The sequence below is a fragment of the Prevotella koreensis genome (assembly GCF_003977605.1).
GTDB lineage: Bacteria > Bacteroidota > Bacteroidia > Bacteroidales > Bacteroidaceae > Prevotella > Prevotella koreensis.
Window position 1 is genome coordinate 616487 of sequence record NZ_RYYU01000001.1, and the last position, 22675, is coordinate 639161.

At 46.5% G+C, this 22675-nt stretch carries 25 protein-coding genes, 1 tRNA gene and 1 pseudogene; 10 read left to right on the forward strand and 17 right to left on the reverse strand.

What is annotated here, in order from left to right; translation table 11 throughout:
• Positions 1 to 227: 227 nt before the first annotated feature.
• Positions 228 to 2837 carry an endonuclease MutS2 gene (locus tag EHV08_RS02635; RefSeq protein WP_126677869.1) on the reverse strand — a complete coding sequence of 870 codons (2610 nt, stop codon included), beginning with the start codon at positions 2835 to 2837 and terminating at the stop codon, positions 228 to 230.
• 173 nt (positions 2838 to 3010) lie between these two features.
• On the opposite strand from EHV08_RS02635, the gene EHV08_RS02640 reads away from it, so the two are divergent.
• The 9 genes from EHV08_RS02640 (at position 3011) to EHV08_RS02680 (ending at position 8643) form a co-directional block, all read left to right on the forward strand.
• Positions 3011 to 3095 (forward strand) — tRNA-Ser (locus EHV08_RS02640).
• Between the two features lie 312 nt (positions 3096 to 3407).
• A complete protein-coding gene (locus EHV08_RS02645) occupies positions 3408 to 4634 on the forward strand; it encodes a site-specific integrase (protein WP_070668451.1) in 1227 nt (408 codons plus the stop codon).
• A 33-nt stretch (positions 4635 to 4667) separates the two neighbouring features.
• Positions 4668 to 5132 carry a DUF1896 domain-containing protein gene (locus EHV08_RS02650; protein WP_021583761.1) on the forward strand — a complete coding sequence of 155 codons (465 nt, stop codon included), beginning with the start codon at positions 4668 to 4670 and terminating at the stop codon, positions 5130 to 5132.
• A gap of 140 nt (positions 5133 to 5272) precedes the next feature.
• The gene (locus tag EHV08_RS02655) at positions 5273 to 5620 is read left to right on the forward strand and encodes a hypothetical protein (RefSeq protein ID WP_007367138.1); all 348 of its coding nucleotides are present in this window, start codon (positions 5273 to 5275) and stop codon (positions 5618 to 5620) included.
• A 361-nt stretch (positions 5621 to 5981) separates the two neighbouring features.
• Entirely contained in the window at positions 5982 to 6413 is a 432-nt protein-coding gene (locus EHV08_RS02660) for a hypothetical protein (protein ID WP_126677870.1), read from the forward strand.
• Between the two features lie 22 nt (positions 6414 to 6435).
• Positions 6436 to 6855: a PcfK-like family protein gene (locus tag EHV08_RS02665; RefSeq protein WP_027952915.1), complete on the forward strand. Its 420-nt coding sequence runs from the start codon at positions 6436 to 6438 to the stop codon at positions 6853 to 6855.
• A gap of 4 nt (positions 6856 to 6859) precedes the next feature.
• Positions 6860 to 8134 (forward strand): PcfJ domain-containing protein, encoded by a 1275-nt coding sequence (locus EHV08_RS02670; protein ID WP_100355977.1) that lies wholly within the window; start codon positions 6860 to 6862, stop codon positions 8132 to 8134.
• Between the two features lie 27 nt (positions 8135 to 8161).
• Entirely contained in the window at positions 8162 to 8416 is a 255-nt protein-coding gene (locus EHV08_RS02675; RefSeq protein WP_021672826.1) for a hypothetical protein, read from the forward strand.
• 8 nt (positions 8417 to 8424) lie between these two features.
• Positions 8425 to 8643: a hypothetical protein gene (locus EHV08_RS02680; RefSeq protein WP_036860629.1), complete on the forward strand. Its 219-nt coding sequence runs from the start codon at positions 8425 to 8427 to the stop codon at positions 8641 to 8643.
• 135 nt (positions 8644 to 8778) lie between these two features.
• Here the strand turns inward: EHV08_RS02680 and EHV08_RS11605 are convergent.
• Positions 8779 to 8984, reverse strand: a pseudogene (locus tag EHV08_RS11605) (glycoside hydrolase family protein); the annotation flags it as partial.
• Between the two features lie 162 nt (positions 8985 to 9146).
• Between EHV08_RS11605 and EHV08_RS02690 the strand changes: the two are divergent.
• Positions 9147 to 9860 carry a class I SAM-dependent methyltransferase gene (locus EHV08_RS02690; RefSeq protein WP_126677871.1) on the forward strand — a complete coding sequence of 238 codons (714 nt, stop codon included), beginning with the start codon at positions 9147 to 9149 and terminating at the stop codon, positions 9858 to 9860.
• 261 nt (positions 9861 to 10121) lie between these two features.
• Here the strand turns inward: EHV08_RS02690 and EHV08_RS02695 are convergent, their stop codons facing one another.
• From EHV08_RS02695 to EHV08_RS02765, 15 genes are all read right to left on the reverse strand, one after another.
• A complete protein-coding gene (locus EHV08_RS02695; protein ID WP_100355975.1) occupies positions 10122 to 10628 on the reverse strand; it encodes a glycoside hydrolase family protein in 507 nt (168 codons plus the stop codon).
• Positions 10615 to 11100, reverse strand: a complete 486-nt coding sequence (locus EHV08_RS02700; RefSeq protein ID WP_100356176.1) for a DUF3872 domain-containing protein — start codon at positions 11098 to 11100, stop codon at positions 10615 to 10617. The genes EHV08_RS02695 and EHV08_RS02700 overlap by 14 nt, the downstream gene beginning before the upstream one ends.
• A gap of 12 nt (positions 11101 to 11112) precedes the next feature.
• The gene (locus EHV08_RS02705; protein ID WP_100356175.1) at positions 11113 to 11706 is read right to left on the reverse strand and encodes a conjugal transfer protein TraO; all 594 of its coding nucleotides are present in this window, start codon (positions 11704 to 11706) and stop codon (positions 11113 to 11115) included.
• Positions 11700 to 12650 carry a conjugative transposon protein TraN gene (traN, locus tag EHV08_RS02710; protein WP_126677872.1) on the reverse strand — a complete coding sequence of 317 codons (951 nt, stop codon included), beginning with the start codon at positions 12648 to 12650 and terminating at the stop codon, positions 11700 to 11702. Before traN ends, EHV08_RS02705 begins: the two co-directional genes overlap by 7 nt.
• Positions 12651 to 12699: 49 nt before the next feature.
• The gene (traM, locus tag EHV08_RS02715) at positions 12700 to 13971 is read right to left on the reverse strand and encodes a conjugative transposon protein TraM (protein WP_126677873.1); all 1272 of its coding nucleotides are present in this window, start codon (positions 13969 to 13971) and stop codon (positions 12700 to 12702) included.
• A complete protein-coding gene (locus EHV08_RS02720) occupies positions 13964 to 14266 on the reverse strand; it encodes a hypothetical protein (protein ID WP_126677874.1) in 303 nt (100 codons plus the stop codon). Before EHV08_RS02720 ends, traM begins: the two co-directional genes overlap by 8 nt.
• A 4-nt stretch (positions 14267 to 14270) precedes the next feature.
• Positions 14271 to 14894, reverse strand: coding sequence for a conjugative transposon protein TraK (traK, locus tag EHV08_RS02725; RefSeq protein WP_100356173.1), 624 nt, complete (start codon positions 14892 to 14894; stop codon positions 14271 to 14273).
• A gap of 200 nt (positions 14895 to 15094) precedes the next feature.
• Complete coding sequence (gene traJ / locus EHV08_RS02730) at positions 15095 to 16132, reverse strand: conjugative transposon protein TraJ (protein WP_100355972.1); 1038 nt, start codon at positions 16130 to 16132, stop codon at positions 15095 to 15097.
• A 52-nt stretch (positions 16133 to 16184) separates the two neighbouring features.
• A complete protein-coding gene (locus tag EHV08_RS02735; RefSeq protein ID WP_004346336.1) occupies positions 16185 to 16817 on the reverse strand; it encodes a DUF4141 domain-containing protein in 633 nt (210 codons plus the stop codon).
• Positions 16818 to 17017: 200 nt separating this feature from the next.
• On the reverse strand, positions 17018 to 19531 hold the full coding sequence (locus EHV08_RS02740) for a TraG family conjugative transposon ATPase (protein WP_126677875.1): 2514 nt from the start codon (positions 19529 to 19531) through the stop codon (positions 17018 to 17020).
• Positions 19528 to 19863, reverse strand: a complete 336-nt coding sequence (locus tag EHV08_RS02745) for a DUF4133 domain-containing protein (RefSeq protein WP_008566149.1) — start codon at positions 19861 to 19863, stop codon at positions 19528 to 19530. The genes EHV08_RS02740 and EHV08_RS02745 overlap by 4 nt, the downstream gene beginning before the upstream one ends.
• A gap of 4 nt (positions 19864 to 19867) precedes the next feature.
• Entirely contained in the window at positions 19868 to 20167 is a 300-nt protein-coding gene (locus tag EHV08_RS02750) for a DUF4134 domain-containing protein (RefSeq protein ID WP_004343295.1), read from the reverse strand.
• A 153-nt stretch (positions 20168 to 20320) separates the two neighbouring features.
• On the reverse strand, positions 20321 to 21103 hold the full coding sequence (locus EHV08_RS02755) for a hypothetical protein (protein ID WP_126677876.1): 783 nt from the start codon (positions 21101 to 21103) through the stop codon (positions 20321 to 20323).
• Positions 21100 to 21630, reverse strand: coding sequence for a DUF3408 domain-containing protein (locus EHV08_RS02760; protein WP_126677877.1), 531 nt, complete (start codon positions 21628 to 21630; stop codon positions 21100 to 21102). The genes EHV08_RS02755 and EHV08_RS02760 overlap by 4 nt, the downstream gene beginning before the upstream one ends.
• A complete protein-coding gene (locus EHV08_RS02765; protein WP_100356154.1) occupies positions 21627 to 22424 on the reverse strand; it encodes a ParA family protein in 798 nt (265 codons plus the stop codon). The genes EHV08_RS02760 and EHV08_RS02765 overlap by 4 nt, the downstream gene beginning before the upstream one ends.
• Positions 22425 to 22675: the final 251 nt, after the last annotated feature.

Consider the following 22675-nt stretch of genomic DNA (forward strand, 5'->3'; position numbering starts at 1 on the left):
TTATGTCTTTTTCCATCAAAGATAATCGTATTGAGTGTTATGAGAAATGAATATCCGTATGACTGAGTTTTTAGAAGAAAGCAAATTGGGCGGAATTGCAAAACAATTTCGCCCATTTTGGTGAGCAATTTCGGCGATTTTGCTCACCAATTCCGCCGAAATTGGTTTTCAAAAGATGTCTTTTTGTAGAGGAATGTTTTGTATATTGCAAACAGAAAGACAATTCTTCAACCAATATCAACCACTGTTATGCCTGCCCCTCCGAACTGAACGTTTTCATCGTTATATTTTTCTACGTTTGGCACGGTTCCCAAATATTGTCTGACGAGTTGACGAAGTGCTCCGGTACCGGTGCCATGAAGTATGCGCACACGAGAAATCCCGATTAATATTGCATCATCTATAAAGTGCATCACAACATCGAGAGCCTCATCAACGCGCAGCCCTCTGATGTCAAGGTCTTGGTGGAAATTTGAGCGACGGCTGTCTATGGTCTCGCGAGTACTTCTGCTCTGAACCATGAATATCGGTTTTGATTCGGTAGATTTCTTGATTGCTGATGCTGAAACTTTTTCCAATTTGTCTATGTTTACTTTGCTGCTCATGCCTCCTATTGTTACTGTGGCACTTTTGCCGGACAAACCGGTAATCTTTCCTATGCTGCCCAGTGTCTTCAGTCTCACGGTATCACCGATGTTGAGTTGAGGGTTGAGGGTTCTTTCTTCGCTTCGCTCTGAAAGCTTTTCCTGTTGGAGTTTAGCGGAACTGTTTCGATTACTACTGTTTGGACTCTCGCCTGCAGCTAAACGTTCAGCATCTAACGCCTTCTTACGTTCTTTCTCTGCCTTGCGTTTCTCTTTGCGTTCCCTTCTCGCAAGAATTTGTTTCATTTTGCGCTCTATCATCTCGTCGTTTGCGGTAGTGTCAATCTCGCTCACCTCCTCTTTATAGAGTTGTAGTTCCTCGCGGGCACGTTTTGTTGCTTCGCGTTCAGCCTGTGCCTCCTTAATTTCCCTTATTGTATTCTCTATTCGTTTGTTAGCATCTTTTAAAAGTTCTTCGGCTTGTATGCGAGCGCGTTTTAATATTTGCTTACGTTCTTTCTCCACCTCTTGCAGTTCCTCCTCATAGTGGGCGATGGTCTGCTGCATCTGTTTTTCGTGGCTGTGAATATTCTGCCGTTTGCTTTCCCAATACCTCTTATCGCGGACAATGTCTTGCAGGTATTTATCACTTTGTATATAGTCCCTTCCTACAATAGCCTCTGCCTGCGCGATAACTTCTTCAGGAAGTCCTGTTTTTCTTGCAATCTCAATGGCGAATGAAGAGCCGGGCTGTCCTATCTGGAGTTGGAATAGTGGGCGCATCTCACTACGGTCATATAACATTGCTCCGTTTGCCACTCCGCTATGACTGTCGGCAAATTGTTTAAGGTTTTGATAGTGAGTTGTTATCACGCCCCATGCCTTTTTCTTGCAGAACTGTTGTAATACGCTCTCCGCTATTGCACCACCGATTTGTGGTTCGGTTCCTGTTCCGAATTCGTCTATAAGTATCAGTGTACGTTCGTTTGCTGCACGCATCATGTATTTCATATTCATCAGATGGCTCGAATATGTACTCAAGTCGTTCTCAATGCTTTGTTCGTCACCGATGTCTATCAAGATATTCTCGAAGATACCGGCTTTGCTGCGCTCGGAAACGGGGATTGATATGCCGCACTGCAACATGTATTGCAGTAATCCCATTGTCTTGAGGCAAACCGACTTACCTCCGGCGTTAGGGCCGGATATAAGTAATATCCGTTTCTCTGCTGTCAGCATTATGTCGAGTGGTACCACCTCTTTCTCTTGTTTAGCCAATGATATTCGTAGCAAAGGATGAATGGCACTTATGAAATCAACAGTGGGAGAGGGTGTTATCTCTGGTTCAAATCCGTTTGTTTCTTCAGCGAATAGTGCCTTTGAACGGATAAAATCAACCATGGCAAGCAACTTGTATGATGCCACTATGGGTCGCACATGAGGTCTTACTTCTTTGGCAAACTCTGTCAGTATGCGTATTATTTCGCGGCGCTCATCCGCTTGAAGTTCGCGTATTCGGTTATTTGCCTCCACAACTTCAGCCGGTTCAATAAACACTGTTTTTCCTGATGCCGACTCGTCATGCACTATTCCGCGTATTTTGCGTTTGAGTGCAGGTGCCACAGGTATAACCAATCTACCATCGCGTAAGGTCGGGGCAACGTCTTTTTCTACCAATCCCTCGCTTTGAGCCTGTCTCAAAATATTGTTTAGCGACCGTGATATGCCGCCCTCGGTTCGGGCCAGTTCGCTGCGTATCTGTGCCAATTGTGGTGATGCGTTGTCGCGTATATGACCATACTTGTCGAGTATGGAGTCAATTTTCTGAACCAGTTCAGGAAATGTTTCTATGCCATCAGTGAGCAGTTTCAGTGCAGGGTAAGGGTAGTTCTTCGTATCTTCGTCATTGCTTCCTTCCGTCTTTCTCAGGAATTTTACTATAAGATATATCGTATTAAGTGAGCGTTTCAAGTCGAATAATTCCTCCTCTTCGAGATGAGTACCTTCAAGTCGCAGTCTTGCCACCTGTTGTCTCATATCAAGAAAATACTGCAAAGGAAAATCTTCGGTCTCCTGTTGTAATCTACGGAACTCTCTTATCTGTTGCAGTCGTTGACCTATTATTTCCACGTCGTATGAAAACATCATACTGTCAACCTGTTCCTTGCCAAGTTTACTAATGCAATGCTCCTTCAGCAAGGTTCTTATCTCACTGAATCCAATCTTCTTTTCAAAAGTGTTTGGGTAAATCATGGTGCAAAGGTACTTCTTTTAATCAAGAATTAAGAAACAAGAAATAATACTTTAAATTCTCTTAGTGTTAATTTATTCTAAACGCAGATTATTTCTTTCTTTTCAATTCGTGATTAAAAATAAAAAGTATTACCTTTGCACTCGCTTTTCGGAAATCGACTGATGATAAGCAAGGAGAGATGGTAGAGTGGTCGATTACAGCGGTCTTGAAAACCGCCGTGCTGAGAGGCACCGGGGGTTCGAATCCCTCTCTCTCCGCTAATAGGCTTCAAAAGGACTTCACAAAGGTTGTCAATTTAGCCTTCAAAAATTAGCTAATCGTTGTAAAATCAAGGTTTTACAACGATTTTTCTTTGTATATACCTCTATCGCCTGACGGCATAACCCTATGTTTTGACAGTCATTATTCGGTCAAATTCTGCTACATAAACTGCTACACAAAAATTGTAGCAATAAAAAATGTAGCAGTGACGGGATTCTGAATACCATATTGACGGCATCAATTCTTTCTGTTTCAGTATGTTATATATTAACTTTGCAGCCGAGTGCTACACAAAAGAATGATGCATTATGAGAACAAATTTCAAGGTATCCTTCTACCTACGCTCAAACTATGAGAACAAAGAAGGAAAGTCGCCTGTAATGCTCCGTGTATTCCTTAACGGAGAAATGGCAAATTTTGGCTCTACGAAAATTTTCGTGGATAAGACAATGTGGAATAATGCCACAAGCCGGCTTAAAGGTAGGACGGCAGAAAGTTTGTCCGTCAATGCCGCATTGGACTCTATTTCCACTACATTGAATGGAATTTACCGCAAGTTTGAGGATGACGAGTCCCTGTCATTGGAGAAAATCCGTTCTTTCTTTATAGGAAAAGACAGGGAGTACACAACTTTCCTCCCGGTATTCGACAAGTTCAACGAAGACATCAAGCAGCGTGTCGGACACACCATCAGCAAAGACAGTCTGCAAAAGTACAGTGTTTTGAGAAGACATTTCTCAGAGTTCCTTATCCATAAATATGGAAGAAAGGATATAGGACTGACAGAATTCACACCATCCGTGGTACAAGACTTTGAGTTATATCTGAGTACTGTGGCAGGCTGCGCTTACAATACGTCGGTCAAGAAAATGAAGGCTCTCAAAACCGTAACCATATATGCACAAAAGCGTGGCTATCTCCTTCACGACCCCTTTCTCAATCATCGTTTCCACTTGGAGCCGGTAAACCGTGGTTTCCTCACGGACGAAGAAATCATGAAGATAGCCAACAAGGATTTCGGCATCCAGCGTTTGGAACTGGTAAGGGACGTTTTCATCTTCTCTTGCTTTACAGGGCTGGCATACATTGACGTGTCCAATCTCACACCGGACAACATCGTCACGCTCGATGACAAGCAGTGGATTATGACCAAAAGACAGAAAACAAGCGTGGAAACAAATGTCCTACTTCTCGATATTCCGAAGCGCATCATTGCAAAGTATAGTGGAAAGACCTATCGGGATGGCAAACTATTCCCCATACTGACGAATCAGAAGACTAATGCGTATTTGAAAGAAATAGCCGACCTTTGCGGTGTCAAGAAGAACCTGACCTTTCACCTTGCCCGGCATACATTTGCCACCATGTCTTTGAGTAAGGGCGTTCCGATGGAAAGTGTGTCGAAGATGCTGGGACATACCAACATAAAGACCACACAGATTTATGCTCGCATCACCAACAAGAAGATTGAGCATGACATGGAACAGCTTGCCGACAAACTCGGTAAGTTCAACAAGGCAATGGGAATCCGATAATATAATAATGTATAACCCTAAACCAAGAAGATTATGACAACTAAGAAAGAACTATCCTACTTCCGTCTGAAGTTAGAGAACTACCTCAGTGAGCATTTCCCCGAAATGCTGAGTGACAAACCATTCATAACGGCAAGAGCCGACGAAGCTCTTACCACCTACTGCGATGCAGTGGCACAAGGCTTCTCGCATCCCGAAGCTGAGAGTATGGCAAGCGAAGTGTTGTATAGAGGACTGCATTTCTCAAAGTACGACACGCTTGTATCTGTCTTGGAGAATGAGTTTGAGAAAGAACTGCCCTCCCCACTCCCCGAAAGACTATCCCCGATACTCCTGAAGAACAAGGCTGTGCAAAGCGTTTTCGACAAGTATGAACTCACGGACGATTTTGGCGCAAGTCCTAAGTATGAGAAACTCTACACCGAACTGACAGGAACAATCGTTCTGCTCATTGAGGTCAATGGTCTGCCAACGATAGGCGGTGAGAACATGACTTGATGCAGCACCATCGGGAGCTTTTGTAGTGTCAAGAGCCAAGATAAACGCTCCGCTCCACACGCCAAGAGTTTGTACCAACACTTGTCTTTGTGTAGCCTGCGCATCTTGTTATTGCTCTTGAACTATTCAAAGCTCCGATTATGAATACAATCATCATGAATCAAGATGTCCACACACCTGCCTTCATCAAGGCAGACGCATCGAACAAAAGCAATAACATCAAGCAGCAGCCGATTTCTTTCAAGCAAGTCCGCCGTTTCAGTTGGACACGCTTCATCGAACTGGTCATCCTGCTCTCCATCGTTATCGGTGTCGTTTGGCTTATCTCAAAGATAGTAACGCCACAGGTCGTTACCGCCGTGTCAGTCATTGCAGGCTTTCTGATACTGCGCTTTATTGTCAGAGTCATTCTCCAAGTTACCTTTACGCTGCTGAGCTTTCTCTTCTGGCTGGCGATACTCTGTGCCATCCTGCTTTGCGTGCTTTGAGAAGCACGACGATGTAATCTGTAAACACTTTCATTTATCGTTCATCAGGTGGTTATCTCGCATTTTGAGATAGCCACCTTTTCTGTTTTCCACTATGGGCGTTGCACTTTTGCTTCTTTTCCTATGCTCCACAATATGCGAAATGAAGAAGACGGATGCTGTTCCCTTTTTATCCGCAAAGGTAGTACGGGGCTTGTGGCTTTCAAAAGGTCAGTGCCGCTGGGTTTGTCTGGAAAATCTCCACACCTATGGGTAGTATTTTCCGCCAAAACCTTGTGCAAGCCTCGCCCCGCTACCTCTATTTTGCTACAAAAAGGAATCAGCATACTCCGATCTTTGGACGCATAAAAAAAATGTCGCTATGGATAAGCAAAAAGTAAATACAACATCTTCGATGAAAAGAAAAGGATATAGCTCCTCCTCTCATTACCGCATTAACTCTGTGGTTGAAAAAAGTGAGCAAGTGTTGGCAATTAAGTTTGTACAATGGGACGTTCCCCCTTTGGAGAGCCTTTGTAATAGCAAAGTATATCTCCTACGTGTGAAACTCTATCGTGGCGAGCGTATGAGCCGTGAGGAAAAGAATTGGCTATGTGAAGCGGTGAACTCTAATACCTACTTCCGTACTGCCGTTCCCCTACAAGGCTATCGCTTTGACTTCTTTGACGTGCTGAAGAAATACCTTGTCAATCAGTACGGACAATGGACAGAGTATTACGCACCCGATAGAACAAGCCTAAGAGCCTACCTGTATGGACGTATCAATCAAATAGTTGAAATTCCCAAGTATTAACAACATCAAAACATATACGACAATGAAAGGAACAGAACATTTCACACGGACAATAGCCGAGTATCTTAATCAGCGTGCTATGACAGACCCATTATTTGCCCCTAACTTGTTGAAGCCAAACAAGAATATCGAGGAGTGCATCACCTACATTCTTAATGAAGTGCAGAAAAGCGGTTGCAATGGCTTTGATGATGATGAAATTTTCTCTATGGCTGTTCACTACTACGATGAGGACGATATAGAGGTGGGTAAGGCTGTTTCTTGCCAAGTAGCCGTCAATCACATTGTGGAACTCACAGAGGAAGAAAAAGCCGAAGCAAGGCAGGAAGCCATTAAACAATATCAGCGTGAGGAACTCGCCAAGATACAGAGCCGTAACACACGAGTGAAGAAGACCGAGAATGCAGCAACCCAAGTACAACCATCCCTATTCGATTTTTAAGTCTATGAAACCGAGAAACAAGTTTGAGAAGGCAGTCCTTGCCGAGAGCAGGCACCTTCGCCCGATAACCAAGACACAGACAAAGTGGGCATTCCGTAAGTGCATAGACCATTTAGCCTACCGCCTGCCAAAAGGTCGCACCACTTGTATGGATTGTGGGTATAGTTGGATAATGGACAAACATAGAGAAACTTGCACTTGCCCTCATTGCAGGACAAAGTTGCAGGTCAAGGAAACCTTTGAGCGTAAATTGCAGCAGAAGCGGTATTTCACCACGCTAACCGCTTGTGGAGAGTATCAAGTATTGCGTATGTTCCTCCTTGTTGTGGGAATGGAGAAAGGCAGTAAGGCACAATATCACGCACTTGAAATCGGTCAGTATTGGTGGAACGCAAAAGGACGGCAAGCCATTGTTGCCATTCCACGCACATTGGGCAGATATGTTGATACCTTTTCTTACTATACCCCTATGGCTATCCGTAACGACAATGAAGCCTACCGATATGCAGCCTATTCGCAGATATATCCTAAATTCAAGGTTACAGACACACTCCGCAGGAATGGATTTGAAGATGATTTTCACGATATAGCCCCGATAATATTCATTCCTGCATTGCTTTCTGACAGCCGGGCTGAAACATTGATGAAAGCAGGACGAATGGGGCATTTACGCTATTTCCTCAACAACAATTCGACATTTGACGCTTGTTGGCAGTCCTACAAAGTTGCCACTCGCAACGGCTATGAGATAGAGGATATTTCTCTATGGTGCGACTATGTGGATATGCTCCGCAGATTGAATAAAGACATACACAGCCCGAAGTATGTTTGCCCCACCGACCTGCATAGGGAACACGACCTAAGACAAAGCGAACTCCGCAGACAAAGGGAAAAGGAAGAAAAGGCGGCGAAACGCAAAAAGGCAATGGAGGAAGAGAAGCGTTTCCACGAACTCAAATCCAAGTTCTTCGGTATCTGTTTCACGGACGGCACAATCCAAGTTCACGTATTGGAGAGTGTGCAGGAACATTTGGAGGAAGGAGTATCAATGCACCATTGCGTGTTCGACAATGCTTACTATCTCAAAGAAAACTCTCTTATCCTTTCGGCAACCATTGAGGGCAGACGGATAGAAACGATTGAGGTCAATCTGGACACGCTCAAAGTGGTGCAAAGTCGTGGAGTGTGCAACAAGAATACGGAGTATCACGAACAGATAGTGAACCTTGTTAATGCTAATCGAGAACTAATAAGCCGAAGAATGAAAGCAACTGCATGAAGTATGAACCATTAAAATATCAGAGATATGAAAACAGAGATAGAAAACATCATCTATAACTACACGGACGAGATACCGCATATTCTCATCAGGGTTATCAATGCGATAACCCTATCCGACAATGAGGAAGAGTTAAGGACGGCAATAGGAAAAATAGCCGAAGAAACGGAACTTGACAAGTTTTTCGCCTATGGTTATGGCGCACATCACTTTTGGCTCACACACCGCAAGTTATCCAATGGAGAGCCAAAGCAGTACAGATTATTAAAGGTTGAATTTTAAGATTAGGAATGATGAAGAAACAGAGATTTTTAGTCTATACGGAATATGTTTTTGACGGCGTATTCGATGTGGTTGCCGAGAGCAAGGAGGAAGCACGGCAGAAAGTCCTACAAAATTGTGGGTTGGCTATGGGTGGAAGCATTCACAGCACTTTGCCCGATGATGAGATAAATTGGGCTTTCGATATACACCCTAACAGACGAATAGACAAAATAACGAAAGTGTAGAAACAGCACCTTGAATAAGACCAAGAGCCACGCAAACCGAAAATTTGCGTGGCTTCTTTTCTTTGTCTTTGAGCGAGCAGGCGACCAAAGCAAAGAAGCAAAAGAAAGTCGCAGGGAAATTACATTTCATATTTGCTAAGGAAGAAAGAACAAGGCTAACTCCACACGTCTCTGCTTCACCAATCTTTTGCCCCTGCATCGGCAAAAGGATACATACTCACAACAAATTTTTCGTAACCAGCCTCTATCTTTCTCTTGGGTTGCTTACCGTAACCAAGTAGTCGCTTCACGCCCACACTGTAGGAAAGCAAGGTAAGCAGTAAAGCATCCTTGCCGTTACCATTGCTGTTTTTATAGGCAGCGTATTCTCAATATCTTCTACCTTATCCACAATGATGTTCTGTGATTCCCAATCCACATACATGGAGGATGTTCGAAATAAAAATCATTATTATTGGCGATTGCAGAGACGAAGCAGATATCGTACTTTTGCAAAATAAGAAATGAACATTCTTGATAAGAAGATGATGGCAAACAGACAGAGCAATTCCTACCAAAGGATGATGGAACATTACGACGACCTATTGACCGGACGGAAGTGGTGGTCAAGGATATATATGCGATTTATTTGGAACGAAGACACTAATCTCTTGGCTCGGAAAGTGCTTGATCTCATACCGGACGATTTTCGGGGACGACTGCTTGACGTGCCTGTCGGCACTGCCATTTTCACCGCCGAGAAGTATCGCCGGATGAAAGATGCCGAGATCGTTGGTTTGGACTATTCGGAAGAAATGATAGCCATTGCGGCTTTGCGGAAAGAGACAGAGGAGATAGCCAACCTGTCTTTGGAGCAAGGAGATGTCGGAGAACTTCCCTATGCCAACGAGATCTTCGACTGCGTACTGTCGATGAACGGCTTTCAGGCTTTCCCTGAGAAAGAAAAAGCCTTTGCCGAGATTTTCCGCGTGCTGAAACCCGGCGGTTGCTTCTGCGGCTGCTTTTATGTCAAGGGCGAACGCCGATTGGCTGATTTATTTGTTAAGAAAGTAATGGAAAGAAAAGGATTTTTCCACCCTCCATACGACACCTTCGCTGAAGCCGAAAGCCGACTTCGGAGTATGTATGGCGATGACGTGCTGACAGAAAAAATGGCTTCCGTCTGCTTGTTCCGCTGCGTGAAACCACAAAGAGAAACCACTGAAAACGAACAATAACCCCAAAACATAAGACTATGAGCGTAACAAAAATCATCGACGAAGAAAACATCACCATCGTACAAGGAGTCAACGGCATTCTGCTACATCAGGAAGGGTGGATGAAAGAAAAGAATGACAGAAAAGGCTAAGCAAGAGGATAACCTATCCATCAACTCTTGATAAGGAATCTCTCTTTGAAAGTATAGTTGTATCCTACAAAAGAGCCTTCAAATTAGAGCTAAACTCTTACCAAGTCTGTTGCGTGGATGGATAGATGTATCAAGGTATATAAAACATGGCAAACTCCACTTGCCTCCGTTTCACCAATCCTTTCAAAACTTTTCCCTTGTATCGGCAGAATGAAACATACTCTTGATAAAAGTTCCTGTTTCCAGCCTCAATTTTTCGCAGCAATCGGCTCTTGGGATGCTTGCCATATCCGAGCAATCGCCCCACGCCCACATTGTAGGCAAGTAAGGTCAATAGCAGCGCATCCTTGCCATAGTCTTTGAAGTGTTCAAAGCATTTCCAAAGGTCGGCACGGAGCAGGGAGTCTGCCTGCCGTTCCGTCATATCCGCCGTGAAGTGCTCTCCTGGTTGCAGCTGATGCCCATATCCAACATACGGATAATTCTTCCAGCTGTGCATACCCTCAAAGTATTTAACAACAACCACACCACGTTCGAAAGGAGACAAGTCTGCCAACCGCACCCTACGCTGGGCAAGGATGGGCTGGCAGAATAAACATAAAATACAGAATAAAGCAAAGTGTTTAGTTGTCTGCATCTTTCAATACTTTGGTAACTGTTGCGGAGGACTTTTCCTTATTTTCCGCCTTTTCGTTGTTGAAACTGAAAGTCAGTTGCTGCATTCTGCCGAAGTTGTCTTCCACATACACATCAATCGTCTGGCGGTCAGATGAGAGCGAGGTATAGTACAAGCGAAACACGTCCTTTGTAAGCGGATAGCGGTCGTTAGGCTTGAAGACAGTACCGTTATCATTTCTTAGCAAGCCCTTGCCGTCAGACTGGAAATAACGTATCGTATAGCGAGTGTCGGCAAACTCACCGCCTCGCTTCAGTGTGCAACGTATCTCAGCCGTCTGCCCCCTTATGATGTCCTTCTGAACGGGCATCGTCTCGACCGTGAACGGATAAGACTGCTGAACATCCAAATCCCTATCACAAGCAGATAGGCAAAACACGGCAAGGGCAAGTACGCCCATTATCCATATCGAACTTAATATCTTCTTTTTCATTTTTCTTCTTGCTTAAAGATTAAACCTAAGTCCTGCCGAGAGTGCAGGACGGAAACGATGTACGTCTGAGCCGAAGAGCAACCGCCCCTGTGCCTTGACAAGAAAGAGCACCCTGTCCGTCAGAAACACTTCCACCGAACCATGCACGGCACCGCCATAGACAAAGCGGGAGCGGTCGAGCAGTGTTGCCCCGTCGGGCAGCAGCTTCTTGTCCTCATTCAGTTGCTCATAGCCACCCAAGGCGGATATACCACCATAGAGAAACACGTTTTTACCTCTGTCGGAGAGAACAGGGTGCATATAGCCCACCTGCAAGAGTATATCCTTGAGTTTTACGTTATAACTTCTGTACGGCATATTCTGCTGTTCATACTCTGCCATAACAAAGGTATAATTCTCACGACCCAAATATCGGGTGAGTGATGCTCCTATACCGAAATTGTCAGCAGCAAGGAACTTTTCACCCTTGATAAGCGGAACACTCCCTACGACCTCTACGCCCCTTTGCTTGGGTATCAGTCGCTGTGCCTGCGATGGCAAGCTAAAAGCCATTGCCACCGCTGCACAAACCGATAAAATGATTTTCTTCTTCATAATGTCTACCATTTCAGTTTGAGGTTATCAATCTTTTTTGCCAGTTGTAGGTCTTCTGCCGTTACATGGAAGGTCAGCGTGCGACCGCCATTTCTCTCATAAAGCGTCACTTCAAGCTGCTTGTCCTCTGCAAGAGAAAACTGTTCGAGCGCAAACACAGTGTGTTCACTGCCCATGCCACGCACCTGCATCACCTGATGATAGGCACGAAGCGGCTGCAACAGCTGCTCTTGTATAGCGGTGCGCTTTGCCATCTTCTTATCTACAACCTTAAAGGTGATAAAATCCACCGAGTACGGCATATTCGTGCCGTTTTCCATTCGAATGTGGAAATACAGCAAGCCGTTATGGGCATACAAGCCACGAAGCAGGAACTTCATACCGAACTGCTGTGCACCAATGTGCTTAATGTTGCGTCTGTCATTCTGATAGATGGTCTGCATCATCAGCTTTACTAATACGGGCGACTCATTACCGAGTTCCTTGAAGTAAATGTCAGAGCGATTGCTTGGCAGCCTGCCTTCTGTTGTAGAGAGAAAGTCTTTCATCTCGATACTTAACTTTTCCGGTTCATCGGCATATTTTACATTAAAAGCGTAAAATGAGCCGTCCTCGCAGATGACACTCATATTGGTCTCCGTCTCAAAGTCCTTCACTGAAGCCTTTACACGTAGTACGTTCTCAGCATCCTCCGCCTTCCCTGCGATGATGTTCTGTGAACCCAAGTCTACATAGCGGATGGCAGAAGGGAAGATAAGATGCACGGTCTTGTCAAAGGTAACGTCAAGACCATACGGCAGAACGATACGCCCCTTTGGTATGGCACGGCTCATACCTTGAAAGAGTTCGCCCGAAGTAAGCGGACGGCTTGGTGTCAGACCATCATTGTTTTCCTGTGCTGTGGCTGTTGCTCCCACCATGGTAAGCATAGCCATTGATAAAATAATTTTCTTCATTGTTCCTTTTTTATTTGATGTTATTTTTTACTTATCATTTTCGATTGTTTTATTTGGACTGAACCAAGAAAAGGCGGTAGCCATCCTTGAGCGTTACCTTGATGGTGCGCAGTTTCTTCTGAAGCAGCTGACTTGCACCCTGCATCACCCCACGGGCAGCCTCGGAGATAATCTGGTCCTTGGCAGAGGAAGCGAAGGTAAAGGATGTTCCCATTGAACCACCGATGTTCGCCCCAACTTCCTTAAGCGCATTGATGTCCTCCGAACCTGGTATATACACACCCTCCTGTCCGTCCATGTCGTATGCCGAGAGCTTGACGGCTATGATATGGCCGTCTACCTCTATGCTTTTGACAAGCAGGTGCATACGGTTACCCTCAATCTTAGCGACGGCTATCAGTCGGCTCTGTCGTGGAATACGCAAGCCCTGCACTTTGGCACTTTCAAGCAGACGGAGCACGACATTATCGCCCTCTTTGAGCGTCGTTGTCCTGTCCACTACTACTTTCAGTGTGTTGCGCATCGTAGGTGCAGCCGTGCTTGCGAGCGAGTGAAAGCCCAAGTTGCGTGCTTTCGTGCCATACTCCTTGATGAAGTCAGCATCGCTCATCGGCTGCCCCAGTGAGGACACTACTTGTTTGCGTTCCGCCAAGATTTCCATTGCAGGCAAGTCGGCCGAACCTCCGCTTATATTACTGCCCATACTCTGACCTTTGTTCGTTGCCGTTTGCCCTTTACCCTCGGTAAAGTCATTACCCAAAGATGGTGGAACGGCAGAAGCCTTGGGAAGATACCTCGCTGCCATCTGATAGCCCTTTTCCATCAAGGCAAGCTGTCGTTTCTCTTCATTGTCCTCCCTACTGTCTTTGGCAGAGAGTTCCTTTTTAAGGTTATCTATCTCCGAGCGCAAGGCTTCACGCTCCTGCTCGTGTGGGTCGGGAGCGTAAAAGGAGTTCAAGAGCCGATAGTTCTCTTCATAGCGATGCATGGAGCTTTCTATCTTTGCCGTAGAAGCAGCTGTCTCTGCACGCTGCGCCTCTGATGGGGCGGTGTTCTGTGCGAAATAGTCCGATAGTCTGCCCATCTCCTCGCGGGTCTGTTCCTCCTCGTGTGCCTTGTCGCCTAATTCATAGGCTTTGAGCTTGTTTTCGGTGAGCTTTTCCGTCGTTGCCTGCGGGATGCTGTCATTGAGTCCCTGCTCCGCAGCGGTCTTATCCTTGCTCGAAGGTGCGAAAATAAACCACATTGAGAGGGCAAACAGCAGCCCTAATCCTCCGAAGACCAAGCCTTTTTTCATTTGTTCTTTCTGTTTATTATCCATTTTCTTTGATTGTTTGATGATGTTGTAGGTAAAAATTGCCGTGTAACTCTTGTAAAGTACTGTCCGTCCGTATCGGACTGTCCGTCAGCTTTCCCGTGGGGATGGATAGTTTATCCTTCTTTGGAGGAAGGAAGAACTGCGCTATCATCCAAAGCGAGCAGAGCAGATAGATGAAACTCAGCCCATAGACGATTTCCTTTCTCTGCCTTATCGTGAGCCGTTCACACCGATGGCGAAGCCATAGGTGAAAGCGCAGATAGTGACGTGAGAGTAAAAAGTTTCTTTTCCTTGCCATAGCCTTACCGTTTATAAGTCTGTATGTCTCTGTTCTCCTTGACGAGGAAGTTCTCCATCAGGAAGCCTTGCGGGTTGTTGTCCGAACGGACAGAGTTCTGCAGCGTACAGGTCGTAATGAGACTACGCTCTGTAACATTACTCTGGCGGACGATAAACTCCCGTGCATAGGTCGTTACCGCATAAGGGTAAGTATTAAAGTTGCAGTGGATAGAGTCCACCTCTATGCGCTGATTGACATTGCCCGATATGGCACGGTTATAATAGCCCTTCTCCGCCAAGTCCTTGTAATAGTTGAAAGCCGACTTGTCACACAGTACAAAGGCACGCTCCATGTTCTTCTCAATGGCATCCTTGTCAGGCGCAATGGTAAAGAACAGCTCATGGAAACGACGTACGTGTTCTCTTGCCTCCACGGGACGGTTTCGGCTTGCATCCTGACTGAGGGCAAGCATGAGTGACTTTCCCTGGTCAAGTACATAGATTTTCTCCCGCTGTTCCTTAGCGAAGCTGTACGAGGCATAGACAGCATAACCGCTTACTGCCACGCAGACGATGGCAAAGACAAAGGCATAGAGCCGTATCTGCCTGAATGAGGTCTCGATATTTCTGAGTGATTTAAATTCCATTTCTTTTTGTTTAATGTTCTTTCTGTTTAATCTGTAATCGTTGTTTGGTAGCAGAGTAAGGGTACGGGATTTTCCACCCATTAACATCCCTTTCCGCACCACACTCGTGGGGTGTGCTCGTACCCCACTAGTGCCCCCCTTACGATACCCCACAAGTGGGGTACAAATCGAGGGGCTTAGTGTCCATTATGCGGCTTGTTTCATTTCCCTTTGAGCAACGCTCCCTTGATGCGTCCGCCCACGTTGCCGATAGCGGCACCCGCTCCGCCTGCCACATATTTACCACCCGTGTATGCACCCTGTGCGCCACGCTGTGCAGTCTGATTGACGTTGCGACCGTATGAGCCGATACCACCTCCTGCTTCGATAATCCAGCCTGCAACGGTGGGAACGCAGAAGTAGCCCACGATGCCGATGAGGAAGAAGACGATGTAGTACCACGTCCCCGAATCAGGCAGGTAGTTGGGGTCACTGAGCGCTTCGATGTCCTTCTGTACCATCAGCACCTGTATCTTCGTAAGCAGTGCCGTAAGGATAGAGCTGACAGGCAGCCACAGGTAGACAGAGATATAGCGTGAGAACCAAGCCGTGAGCGAACCCGACAACCCGTCCCACACGGCAATGCCGAAGACTATCGGACCGAGGATGGCAAGAACGATGAGTATGAAGGTGCGTAGCGTGTCGATGATAAGTCCTGCGGCATGGAACAGCAGCTCCATGAGGTCGTGCACCATTTTCATCACCCACTGCTTGGTCTGATAGGCAGCACGCTCGGCATACATACCCGCTATCGTCACGGCATCTTCAGGTCCGATGATACCCATCTCCTCTATCTTTTGGTCGAACTTCTCGTTGGATACCAAGTAGGCTGTTTCGGGATTGCGCAGGTAGGCTTCCTCCTGCAGACGGTTACGTTTGGCGGTAAGCTCCGCCAAGTTGGTCTCCTGTTGGTGCACCATGCTTTCCGTTCCCTGCACTACGGGCGAGAGAACGGCATTCATCGTACCCAGTACGACTGTCGGGAAGAACATGATGCAGAAACCCAAGACAAAGGGACGGAGAAGGGGAAAGACGTCTATCGCCTCGGCACGGGCTATGGAAGCCCATACCCGAAGGGCAATATAAAAGAGTGCACCCAAGCCTGCAATACCCTTGGCAATGCCTGTCATCTGGGCACAGAGCGGCATCATCTCGTCATAGGTGGAGCGTAGTAGCTCATGTAAACTGGCAAAATCCATAAGCAAAAGTGTTTTATGAAAGTTCTTTCAAGTTCTTTTTTTGTCTGTGGATTTACCAATACCTGCTTGCCGTATTACCATAGAGTGCCTTAACAGAGGCAAGGTTGTTCTTCTCCCTTGCACGCACATAGCTCACGGAGATGTTCTTCCTTGTGTAGTATGACACGAGCGAGCGGTTTTCCCTAAGCGTGGTATAAATGCGGTCAATGGCCTGCATTCGTTCGTGGTCGTTCATCGAGAAGACATTACTCTTAACAATGGACTTTAGTTCCTTAAGACTCTCACCGCTCTGCTCCAGAAGCTTGGCATAGCCCGAAGCCATCGCCGCGAGTTCGGAAGGGCGGAAGTTCTTGTCCGAGAGCATTTTCTTATACGAGGTGACGTAAATCTCCGAGATGTCGCCCACCATCAGGATGCACTCCTTGACCTTGTAGGCATCTCCGATGAGATTGTTCACCTTCTTAAGCGCATCGTAATACTTCTTGGTGTCGTTGTAGAGTTTTTCCACCTCCTTGAATCCGTCCAAGGTGTTCTTCACCGTCTTGGAGGCGGTGGCTATCTCCTTGACCGAATTGACGATGTTGCCGGCGAAGTTACCGGGATCAGTCACCACCCACTGTGCGTGGGCCTTTCCGCTGAATAAAAGGACGATGCCCATCAGCAGCATTAAAATTCTTGTTTTCATTGTTCTTTTTGTTTATGATGTGAATACTATGTTTGTCTGAATGTCCACTAAGGGATGTCTATTCAGCTTGCTGTTATAGGGATAAGTTGGACAAGTTAGTCCAAGTATTTGGACACGACTGTCTAATTGATTGGACACGTTTGTCCAATTGTTTATCCACGTTTGGCTAAACCAATACATTTTTTACATGTCTTGTCCGATTAACGATTTCGTGCAGCCCGTTTCTCTTGTGCAAGCTGCCGGATAGCCGTTTCGATATCCCCACCAAGCTGTGCCGCCCTGTTCATTACCTCCACCTTCTCGGTTTCCTCCGTGGTGTAGGTCAGGTATTCCTCCATGCTCACTTCCGTGGCATAGACTGCACTCTGCATACCGCCCAGACCTATCCACACTTCCTTGTAGAGTCGGTTAGGGTCGTTGTTCTGGTTGATGGATAGTATCTGGCTCTTTTCCTTTTCCGACAAGCCGAGCATCGCCTGTATACCATCGAACTTAGTCATGTACTTGCGCTGGTCGAGCAGTATCTTGCAGTCGGAGTTGTTGATGATGCTCTCCTTGACAATCGGAGACTGGATGATATCGTCCACCTCCTGCGTCACGACAATGGCTTCCCCGAAATACTTTCTCACCGTCTTGTACAAATATTTTATATAGTCTGCCATGTTAGCCGAAGCAATGGCTTTCCACGCTTCTTCAATGAGTATCATTTTCCTGATACCTTTGAGTCTTCGCATCTTGTTGATGAAAGCTTCCATGATGATAATCGTCACCACGGGGAAGAGGTCTTTGTTGTCCTTCACTTGATCAATCTCGAAGACGATGAAGCGTTTACTGAGCAAGTCGATGTTCTTGTCCGAGTTCAATAGGAAATCGTAACGTCCCCCTCGGTAGTATTGCTTGAGGGTTGTCAGGAGATTGTTGATATTGAAGTCCGAGAGTGTTACCTTGATGTCCCGTTTCTCCATATCCTTGCGATAGACGTCTCGCAGATACTCATAGAAGGTATTAAAACAGGGCGTAACGCTGTGGTCAGCACATATCAGCTCGATATAGGAGTTTACGGCAGAACCAAGTTCACCAGCCTCGGTCTTAGTAATATGCTCATCTGCACTCTTCCAGAGCGTGAGCAGCAGCGTACAGATACTCTCCCTTTTCTCTACATCGAAGAAGTAATCATCCGTATAGAAAGGGTTGAAGGATATCGGACTTTCATTAGTGTAGGTGAAATAAACACCATCCTCTCCCTTGGTCTTGCGGTGGATAAGTTCGCACAATCCCTGATACGAGTTTCCTGTATCGACCAAGAGGACGTGCGCCCCTTGCTCGTAATACTGGCGTACCATGTGGTTGGTAAAGAAACTCTTGCCACTTCCCGAAGGACCCAAGATGAATTTGTTTCGGTTGGTAATCACACCTTTCTTCATCGGCAGGTCAGAAATATCCAAATGGATAGGCTTGCCCGAAAGACGGTCAGCCATCTTGATGCCGAAGGGAGAGAGCGAGTCCTTGTAGTTCGTCTCTGCCGTAAAGAAGCAGAGGGCAGGCTCGATGAAAGTATAGAATGACTCTTCTGCAGGAAAGTCTGCCGCATTGCCGGGAATACCCGCCCAGTAGAGCGTTGCCGCATCAATGGTATTGTGACGAGGGTGGCATTCCATAAGAGCAAGTGCAGAGCCCACGTCATTCTTAATCTGGCGAAGTTCTTCCTTATCGCTACTCCATGCCAGCACGTTGAAGTGAGCACGGATAGAGGTCAGTCCCTGTGAATGGGCAATATTGAGATACTCCTGTATCCACTCCTCGTTGATTTGGTTGCTACGGCTGTAGCGTGCCAGCGAGTGCATATTCCTTGCCTGCTTTTCGAAGCGTTCCAAGTTGACATCGCTATCCTCGATGAAGAGGTACTGGTTATAGATATGGTTGCAGGGTAGCATCAACCCTACGGGAGAGGCAAAGGAAAGACGACAATCGCTCCTGTCTGTTGATAGTCGCTCATACCGACTATCCGTGCTGACCGTTGTCGGCAGGTCATCCGTGTCGGAGAGTGTGTGTAGACAAAGCATATTGTCGCCCACACGCACAAGGTCTGCTCCCAAGCGGATGTCCTCCAATGAGGCGTGTCCTTCTTCCGAGAGGGAGAAATAACGATCCAAGAGACCGCCTTTTTCCTTTGTACCTATCAATTCCTCTTCTGTCATGCGGACAATTCTTATCTGCTCGGTGTCGTTGATGATGCGCTCGAACTGATCGACGGCTTCCATGAACTTCATCACTTCGTCTTTGTTGGTGATTTCCTTGGGCAGCAGGTGTCCACGGCAGAGTGAAGAGAAGTTGCTCTGCTGTGCCATGCGCTGCTTGTTGGTCTTGGTAAGGAAGAGATAGACTGAGTGGTGGAGATACGGACGTTCGTTGAAATGCCGTTTAGAGGAACGGGCAAGGAAGCTCAGTCCGCCATCGGAGAGCTTTCCTTGGTAGTCCTCCTTGATGAACCAGTCCTGCTTGTGTACGATGCTGTAATTGGGTAGCACCTTGATTGCCTTATGCCAGGCAGAGTGCATTGCTTCGTATTCTGTAGAGGTGACGGTAAAGAGTTCGGGCAGCTCCACACGGAAAGCCACCGTGATGTCAGCATCTTTGCTCACCAGACAGCCCTGCTCTATGGAGAGCAGTGGAAACTTAGATTCCAAGGTGGTTATCTTGCTTTTATTTCTCATTTCTTCGCTTTCTTTGGTTGAAGGTTACGGATAAGGTGGCAGACCGTACGGCGGTTCACAAGGTAGCGTGGGTGCATACGCACTGCTCCTTTCTTCATCAGTCCGTACTGCCCGTACTTTCTGTTCATGGTGAACGTTTGCCACACCACTATGGTGGCACCCACTACACCTATGACAAGACAGGCTATCTGACTGATGCCGCAGAGATAGAGAATGACCACGAGAATGAAGACTGCCAGCAGCCCTCCTGCAAAGAGGAAGAGGTACTGCGCCTTTAAGCCCTTGAACTCTACCGTCCGGCCTACACCCTTGTTGATTTCAAATGCAGCCATCGCCTTACAGGAAGAAACTTCTCAGGATAGTGGCAGCCACGATGAGGAAGATACACGCACCGAACCAAGAGGCTGCTGTCTTGCTCGTATCGGGGTCACCACTTGAGAACTTGTTGTACACTTTTATTCCTCCTATCAACCCCACTACCGCCCCTACGGCATAGATGAGTTTCGTGCCGGGGTCGAAGTAGGAGGTTACCATTTTCGTTGCTTCATTGATTCCGGCAATGCCGTTGCCCTGTGCATACGCTCCTATGGCAGTAGCCGTCAGCAGGAACAGCATCATGATTTTCTTTTTGTCCATTGTTCTGTTTATTTTTAAGTTGTTAAATGAATTGTTTTCTTTTGGGTAGAGATGGTAAGGGGTGGCTCGGTTTTATCGTATGACTGATATTGGTTGATTGTTTTACTTTTGAGCCACCCCTCGATCACGGTACAATATGAACAAACACTATTTTTACAGATAGTATGAAAGTGGATGCTCGTCATCTTCCGAAACATCGCTGTTGCTGCTCTCTACGTTTGAGTTCGTTTCAAAGTCAGAAGAAGAGCTAATATTACTTTCCTCTAATTCCGCTTCCTCCGTTTTGCGAATGGCAGCAAGTAGCTTTTGATGGTCTTTCTCCTGCTTGAGCGTTGCCTCCTTGATATAGTCCATAAGCTGCGTGCCCCGTATGCTTTGCAGCATATTCTGCACCTCTGCTTCGTTTTCCTCATAAAGCGCATCGTCATTCTTGTGCCAGCCGGTAATACGGACTACTTCCCTTGCAAGAATAGCGGAGGGTGAGACTTCGGGTAAAGCAGCGTCAGCGATTTGCAGCTCTTCACGAACGATGCTGTCTTCGTCAGATTCGTCCATTGTGTAGTCAACCTGCAGCTCGTTGTCCTCTTCCGTGCCTTCCGCATCTTCTGTTTCTTCGGGCACCAGTGAGTTTTCCGCTGCAAAGGTATTGGGATTATCGGCTGGATTTTCAGTTGAGGAAACAGCGGGAACTTTGGAGATAGACGGGGAAACGAAAGGTTTACTCCTGCCCACCAAAAGATGGCGGGCATTGTCAATCTGCTCTTGGGAAACAGAAGGCTTTGGACGTTCGCCTTGCCTGTTTCCTTTCCGGTTCGGGTTGTTTTCCCCCGATTGGGTTGTAGAGTCTTGGAACAGCCTCCAGAGATATGCGATGCCGAGGGTCACCCATGCAATCCCCAGCAGGAGCAATATGCCCAACAATATATCTATTATCATAAGTCTATGATCTTATCGCGCCTGCGCTGTGAGGCGGTATGGTTCAACAAATCCTGATACGTTTTCAAATGATCGAGAAGGATATTCTCAATATACCCCGTGATGGAAGCCTCCGATCTGATGTCGTTCAGCACATCACGCAGTATCTGGAGTATCTCAGTATGGATACTGAAGCCCGACTTGTTGCGCCCGTTGCGGACACCCGTCAGAAATCGCTGTTCGTAGTCAGGAAAGTCCATTGCTGGGGAAGAATCCTTCGTTCTGGCATTTCTCTTTCTTTTCGAGGGCGGCGCTATTTTGGCATTGCTGCCATTAAACGAAGTTTCTTCCGGTATTTCCTCCTGTTCGTCAATTTTAGAAAGAGAGGCACTTGCATCTTCTTCCACAGAGTCTGAATCATCATCCAAATCAATGGGGTCGTCAAAGTCTGGTGTGTTCTCCTCTGTGCGCTTCTTGACACCAATGTCTGCCATCTCCTCCAATTTCGCTTGAAGCAGCTTTTCACGTTGCTCTTTCAGTGATTTCATACGCCGTTCTCAGTTTTCAGGTTGAGTTTCTCCATGACCTCCTTTACCCACTCATCCACTCCAGTCTGAGGGCGGAGGGCCGGTGCAGGGGGTAGGTAGGAGCAGCGGAATACACCTTTGACACCCCCTTGTGCCAATTCCCTGCTGAAGCGGACGGAGTTATAGATACGGGTATCGAAAATCGGCAGTCCCTGCTCCTCAGCATTCTGACTGAACAGGTCGATGACCGTGGTACTGGCACTGCGGTTGATTTTGTTCCAAAGCAGGAAGAAGTCCTGAATGCGTGAGCCTTCGAAACCGATGCCCAAATCCCTGATTGTCTTGGCGTATGCAAAACTCGATGCCAGCGACTGTGGGTCGGCTTCTATAGGTGAGATGATGTAGTCCATCGTAATGGACAAATCCATCATGGCACTGGTAAGGGCATGACCAGGAAAGTCAAAGATAATCAGTTGCGGTGCCGTCTTCATTTTACGAAAGTATTTCATGACATCGGAAACGGCTCTTTCTGGTTTGCTTCTGATGATATGATACGATTTCTTGCCGTAGCGGGACAGGCGCTCGTGAAGTTCCTTGCCCAGTTCGGGTGAGGACTCGATGAGGTCTCTGTCGCGTTCGCGGAGTTTGTAGAAAGATTCCTGCGTACCGTCGCAATCCACGACGGCAAGGGAGATGTTCTTCTCGTAGTACAGAATGGATGCCAGCACTTCGGCAAGACTGCTTTTGCCCACTCCTCCTTTCTGTGAGGCGAAACCCAGATAGATGGGATTGTTTTTTTTCTTTTCCATATTCATAGTCGGTTGTTACTTATGTTATAAGCTAATGTATATCTTGACTGACAAGTCATGTCATATTTGTTGTTGAAACCATATTTTTGACTCGACCTAAAAGTCTGGTTTTGACCCAGCTCAATTTTGACTCAGCTCAAAAACATAAAACCCTCCGCAGTTCAAACCTTTCTTGATTGAGATTTTTGAAGTTGAAATCATTATTTTGGACTCTTCATCCATATAGGTTTCAAGCTGTCTTTCAACTGAATCTGCTT

Excerpts from the sequence above, each read along its gene's own strand:
- EHV08_RS02655 (WP_007367138.1), top strand. The coding sequence starts at position 5,273 with ATGAATACAATCATCATGAATCAAGATGTCCACACACCTGCCTTCATC.
- EHV08_RS02740 (WP_126677875.1), bottom strand. The coding sequence starts at position 19,531 with ATGAGAAATAAAAGCAAGATAACCACCTTGGAATCTAAGTTTCCACTG.
- EHV08_RS02755 (WP_126677876.1), bottom strand. The coding sequence starts at position 21,103 with ATGATAATAGATATATTGTTGGGCATATTGCTCCTGCTGGGGATTGCA.
- EHV08_RS02650 (WP_021583761.1), top strand. The coding sequence starts at position 4,668 with ATGACAACTAAGAAAGAACTATCCTACTTCCGTCTGAAGTTAGAGAAC.
- traM (WP_126677873.1), bottom strand. The coding sequence starts at position 13,971 with ATGGATAATAAACAGAAAGAACAAATGAAAAAAGGCTTGGTCTTCGGA.
- traN (WP_126677872.1), bottom strand. The coding sequence starts at position 12,650 with ATGAAGAAAATTATTTTATCAATGGCTATGCTTACCATGGTGGGAGCA.
- EHV08_RS02660 (WP_126677870.1), top strand. The coding sequence starts at position 5,982 with ATGGATAAGCAAAAAGTAAATACAACATCTTCGATGAAAAGAAAAGGA.
- traJ (WP_100355972.1), bottom strand. The coding sequence starts at position 16,132 with ATGGATTTTGCCAGTTTACATGAGCTACTACGCTCCACCTATGACGAG.
- EHV08_RS02665 (WP_027952915.1), top strand. The coding sequence starts at position 6,436 with ATGAAAGGAACAGAACATTTCACACGGACAATAGCCGAGTATCTTAAT.
- EHV08_RS02765 (WP_100356154.1), bottom strand. The coding sequence starts at position 22,424 with ATGAATATGGAAAAGAAAAAAAACAATCCCATCTATCTGGGTTTCGCC.
- EHV08_RS02670 (WP_100355977.1), top strand. The coding sequence starts at position 6,860 with ATGAAACCGAGAAACAAGTTTGAGAAGGCAGTCCTTGCCGAGAGCAGG.
- EHV08_RS02690 (WP_126677871.1), top strand. The coding sequence starts at position 9,147 with ATGAACATTCTTGATAAGAAGATGATGGCAAACAGACAGAGCAATTCC.
- EHV08_RS02735 (WP_004346336.1), bottom strand. The coding sequence starts at position 16,817 with ATGAAAACAAGAATTTTAATGCTGCTGATGGGCATCGTCCTTTTATTC.
- EHV08_RS02645 (WP_070668451.1), top strand. The coding sequence starts at position 3,408 with ATGAGAACAAATTTCAAGGTATCCTTCTACCTACGCTCAAACTATGAG.
- traK (WP_100356173.1), bottom strand. The coding sequence starts at position 14,894 with ATGGAATTTAAATCACTCAGAAATATCGAGACCTCATTCAGGCAGATA.
- EHV08_RS02700 (WP_100356176.1), bottom strand. The coding sequence starts at position 11,100 with ATGAAAAAGAAGATATTAAGTTCGATATGGATAATGGGCGTACTTGCC.
- EHV08_RS02635 (WP_126677869.1), bottom strand. The coding sequence starts at position 2,837 with ATGATTTACCCAAACACTTTTGAAAAGAAGATTGGATTCAGTGAGATA.
- EHV08_RS02680 (WP_036860629.1), top strand. The coding sequence starts at position 8,425 with ATGATGAAGAAACAGAGATTTTTAGTCTATACGGAATATGTTTTTGAC.
- EHV08_RS02720 (WP_126677874.1), bottom strand. The coding sequence starts at position 14,266 with ATGGCAAGGAAAAGAAACTTTTTACTCTCACGTCACTATCTGCGCTTT.
- EHV08_RS02705 (WP_100356175.1), bottom strand. The coding sequence starts at position 11,706 with ATGGTAGACATTATGAAGAAGAAAATCATTTTATCGGTTTGTGCAGCG.
- EHV08_RS02760 (WP_126677877.1), bottom strand. The coding sequence starts at position 21,630 with ATGAAATCACTGAAAGAGCAACGTGAAAAGCTGCTTCAAGCGAAATTG.
- EHV08_RS02750 (WP_004343295.1), bottom strand. The coding sequence starts at position 20,167 with ATGGACAAAAAGAAAATCATGATGCTGTTCCTGCTGACGGCTACTGCC.
- EHV08_RS02675 (WP_021672826.1), top strand. The coding sequence starts at position 8,162 with ATGAAAACAGAGATAGAAAACATCATCTATAACTACACGGACGAGATA.
- EHV08_RS02695 (WP_100355975.1), bottom strand. The coding sequence starts at position 10,628 with ATGCAGACAACTAAACACTTTGCTTTATTCTGTATTTTATGTTTATTC.
- EHV08_RS02745 (WP_008566149.1), bottom strand. The coding sequence starts at position 19,863 with ATGGCTGCATTTGAAATCAACAAGGGTGTAGGCCGGACGGTAGAGTTC.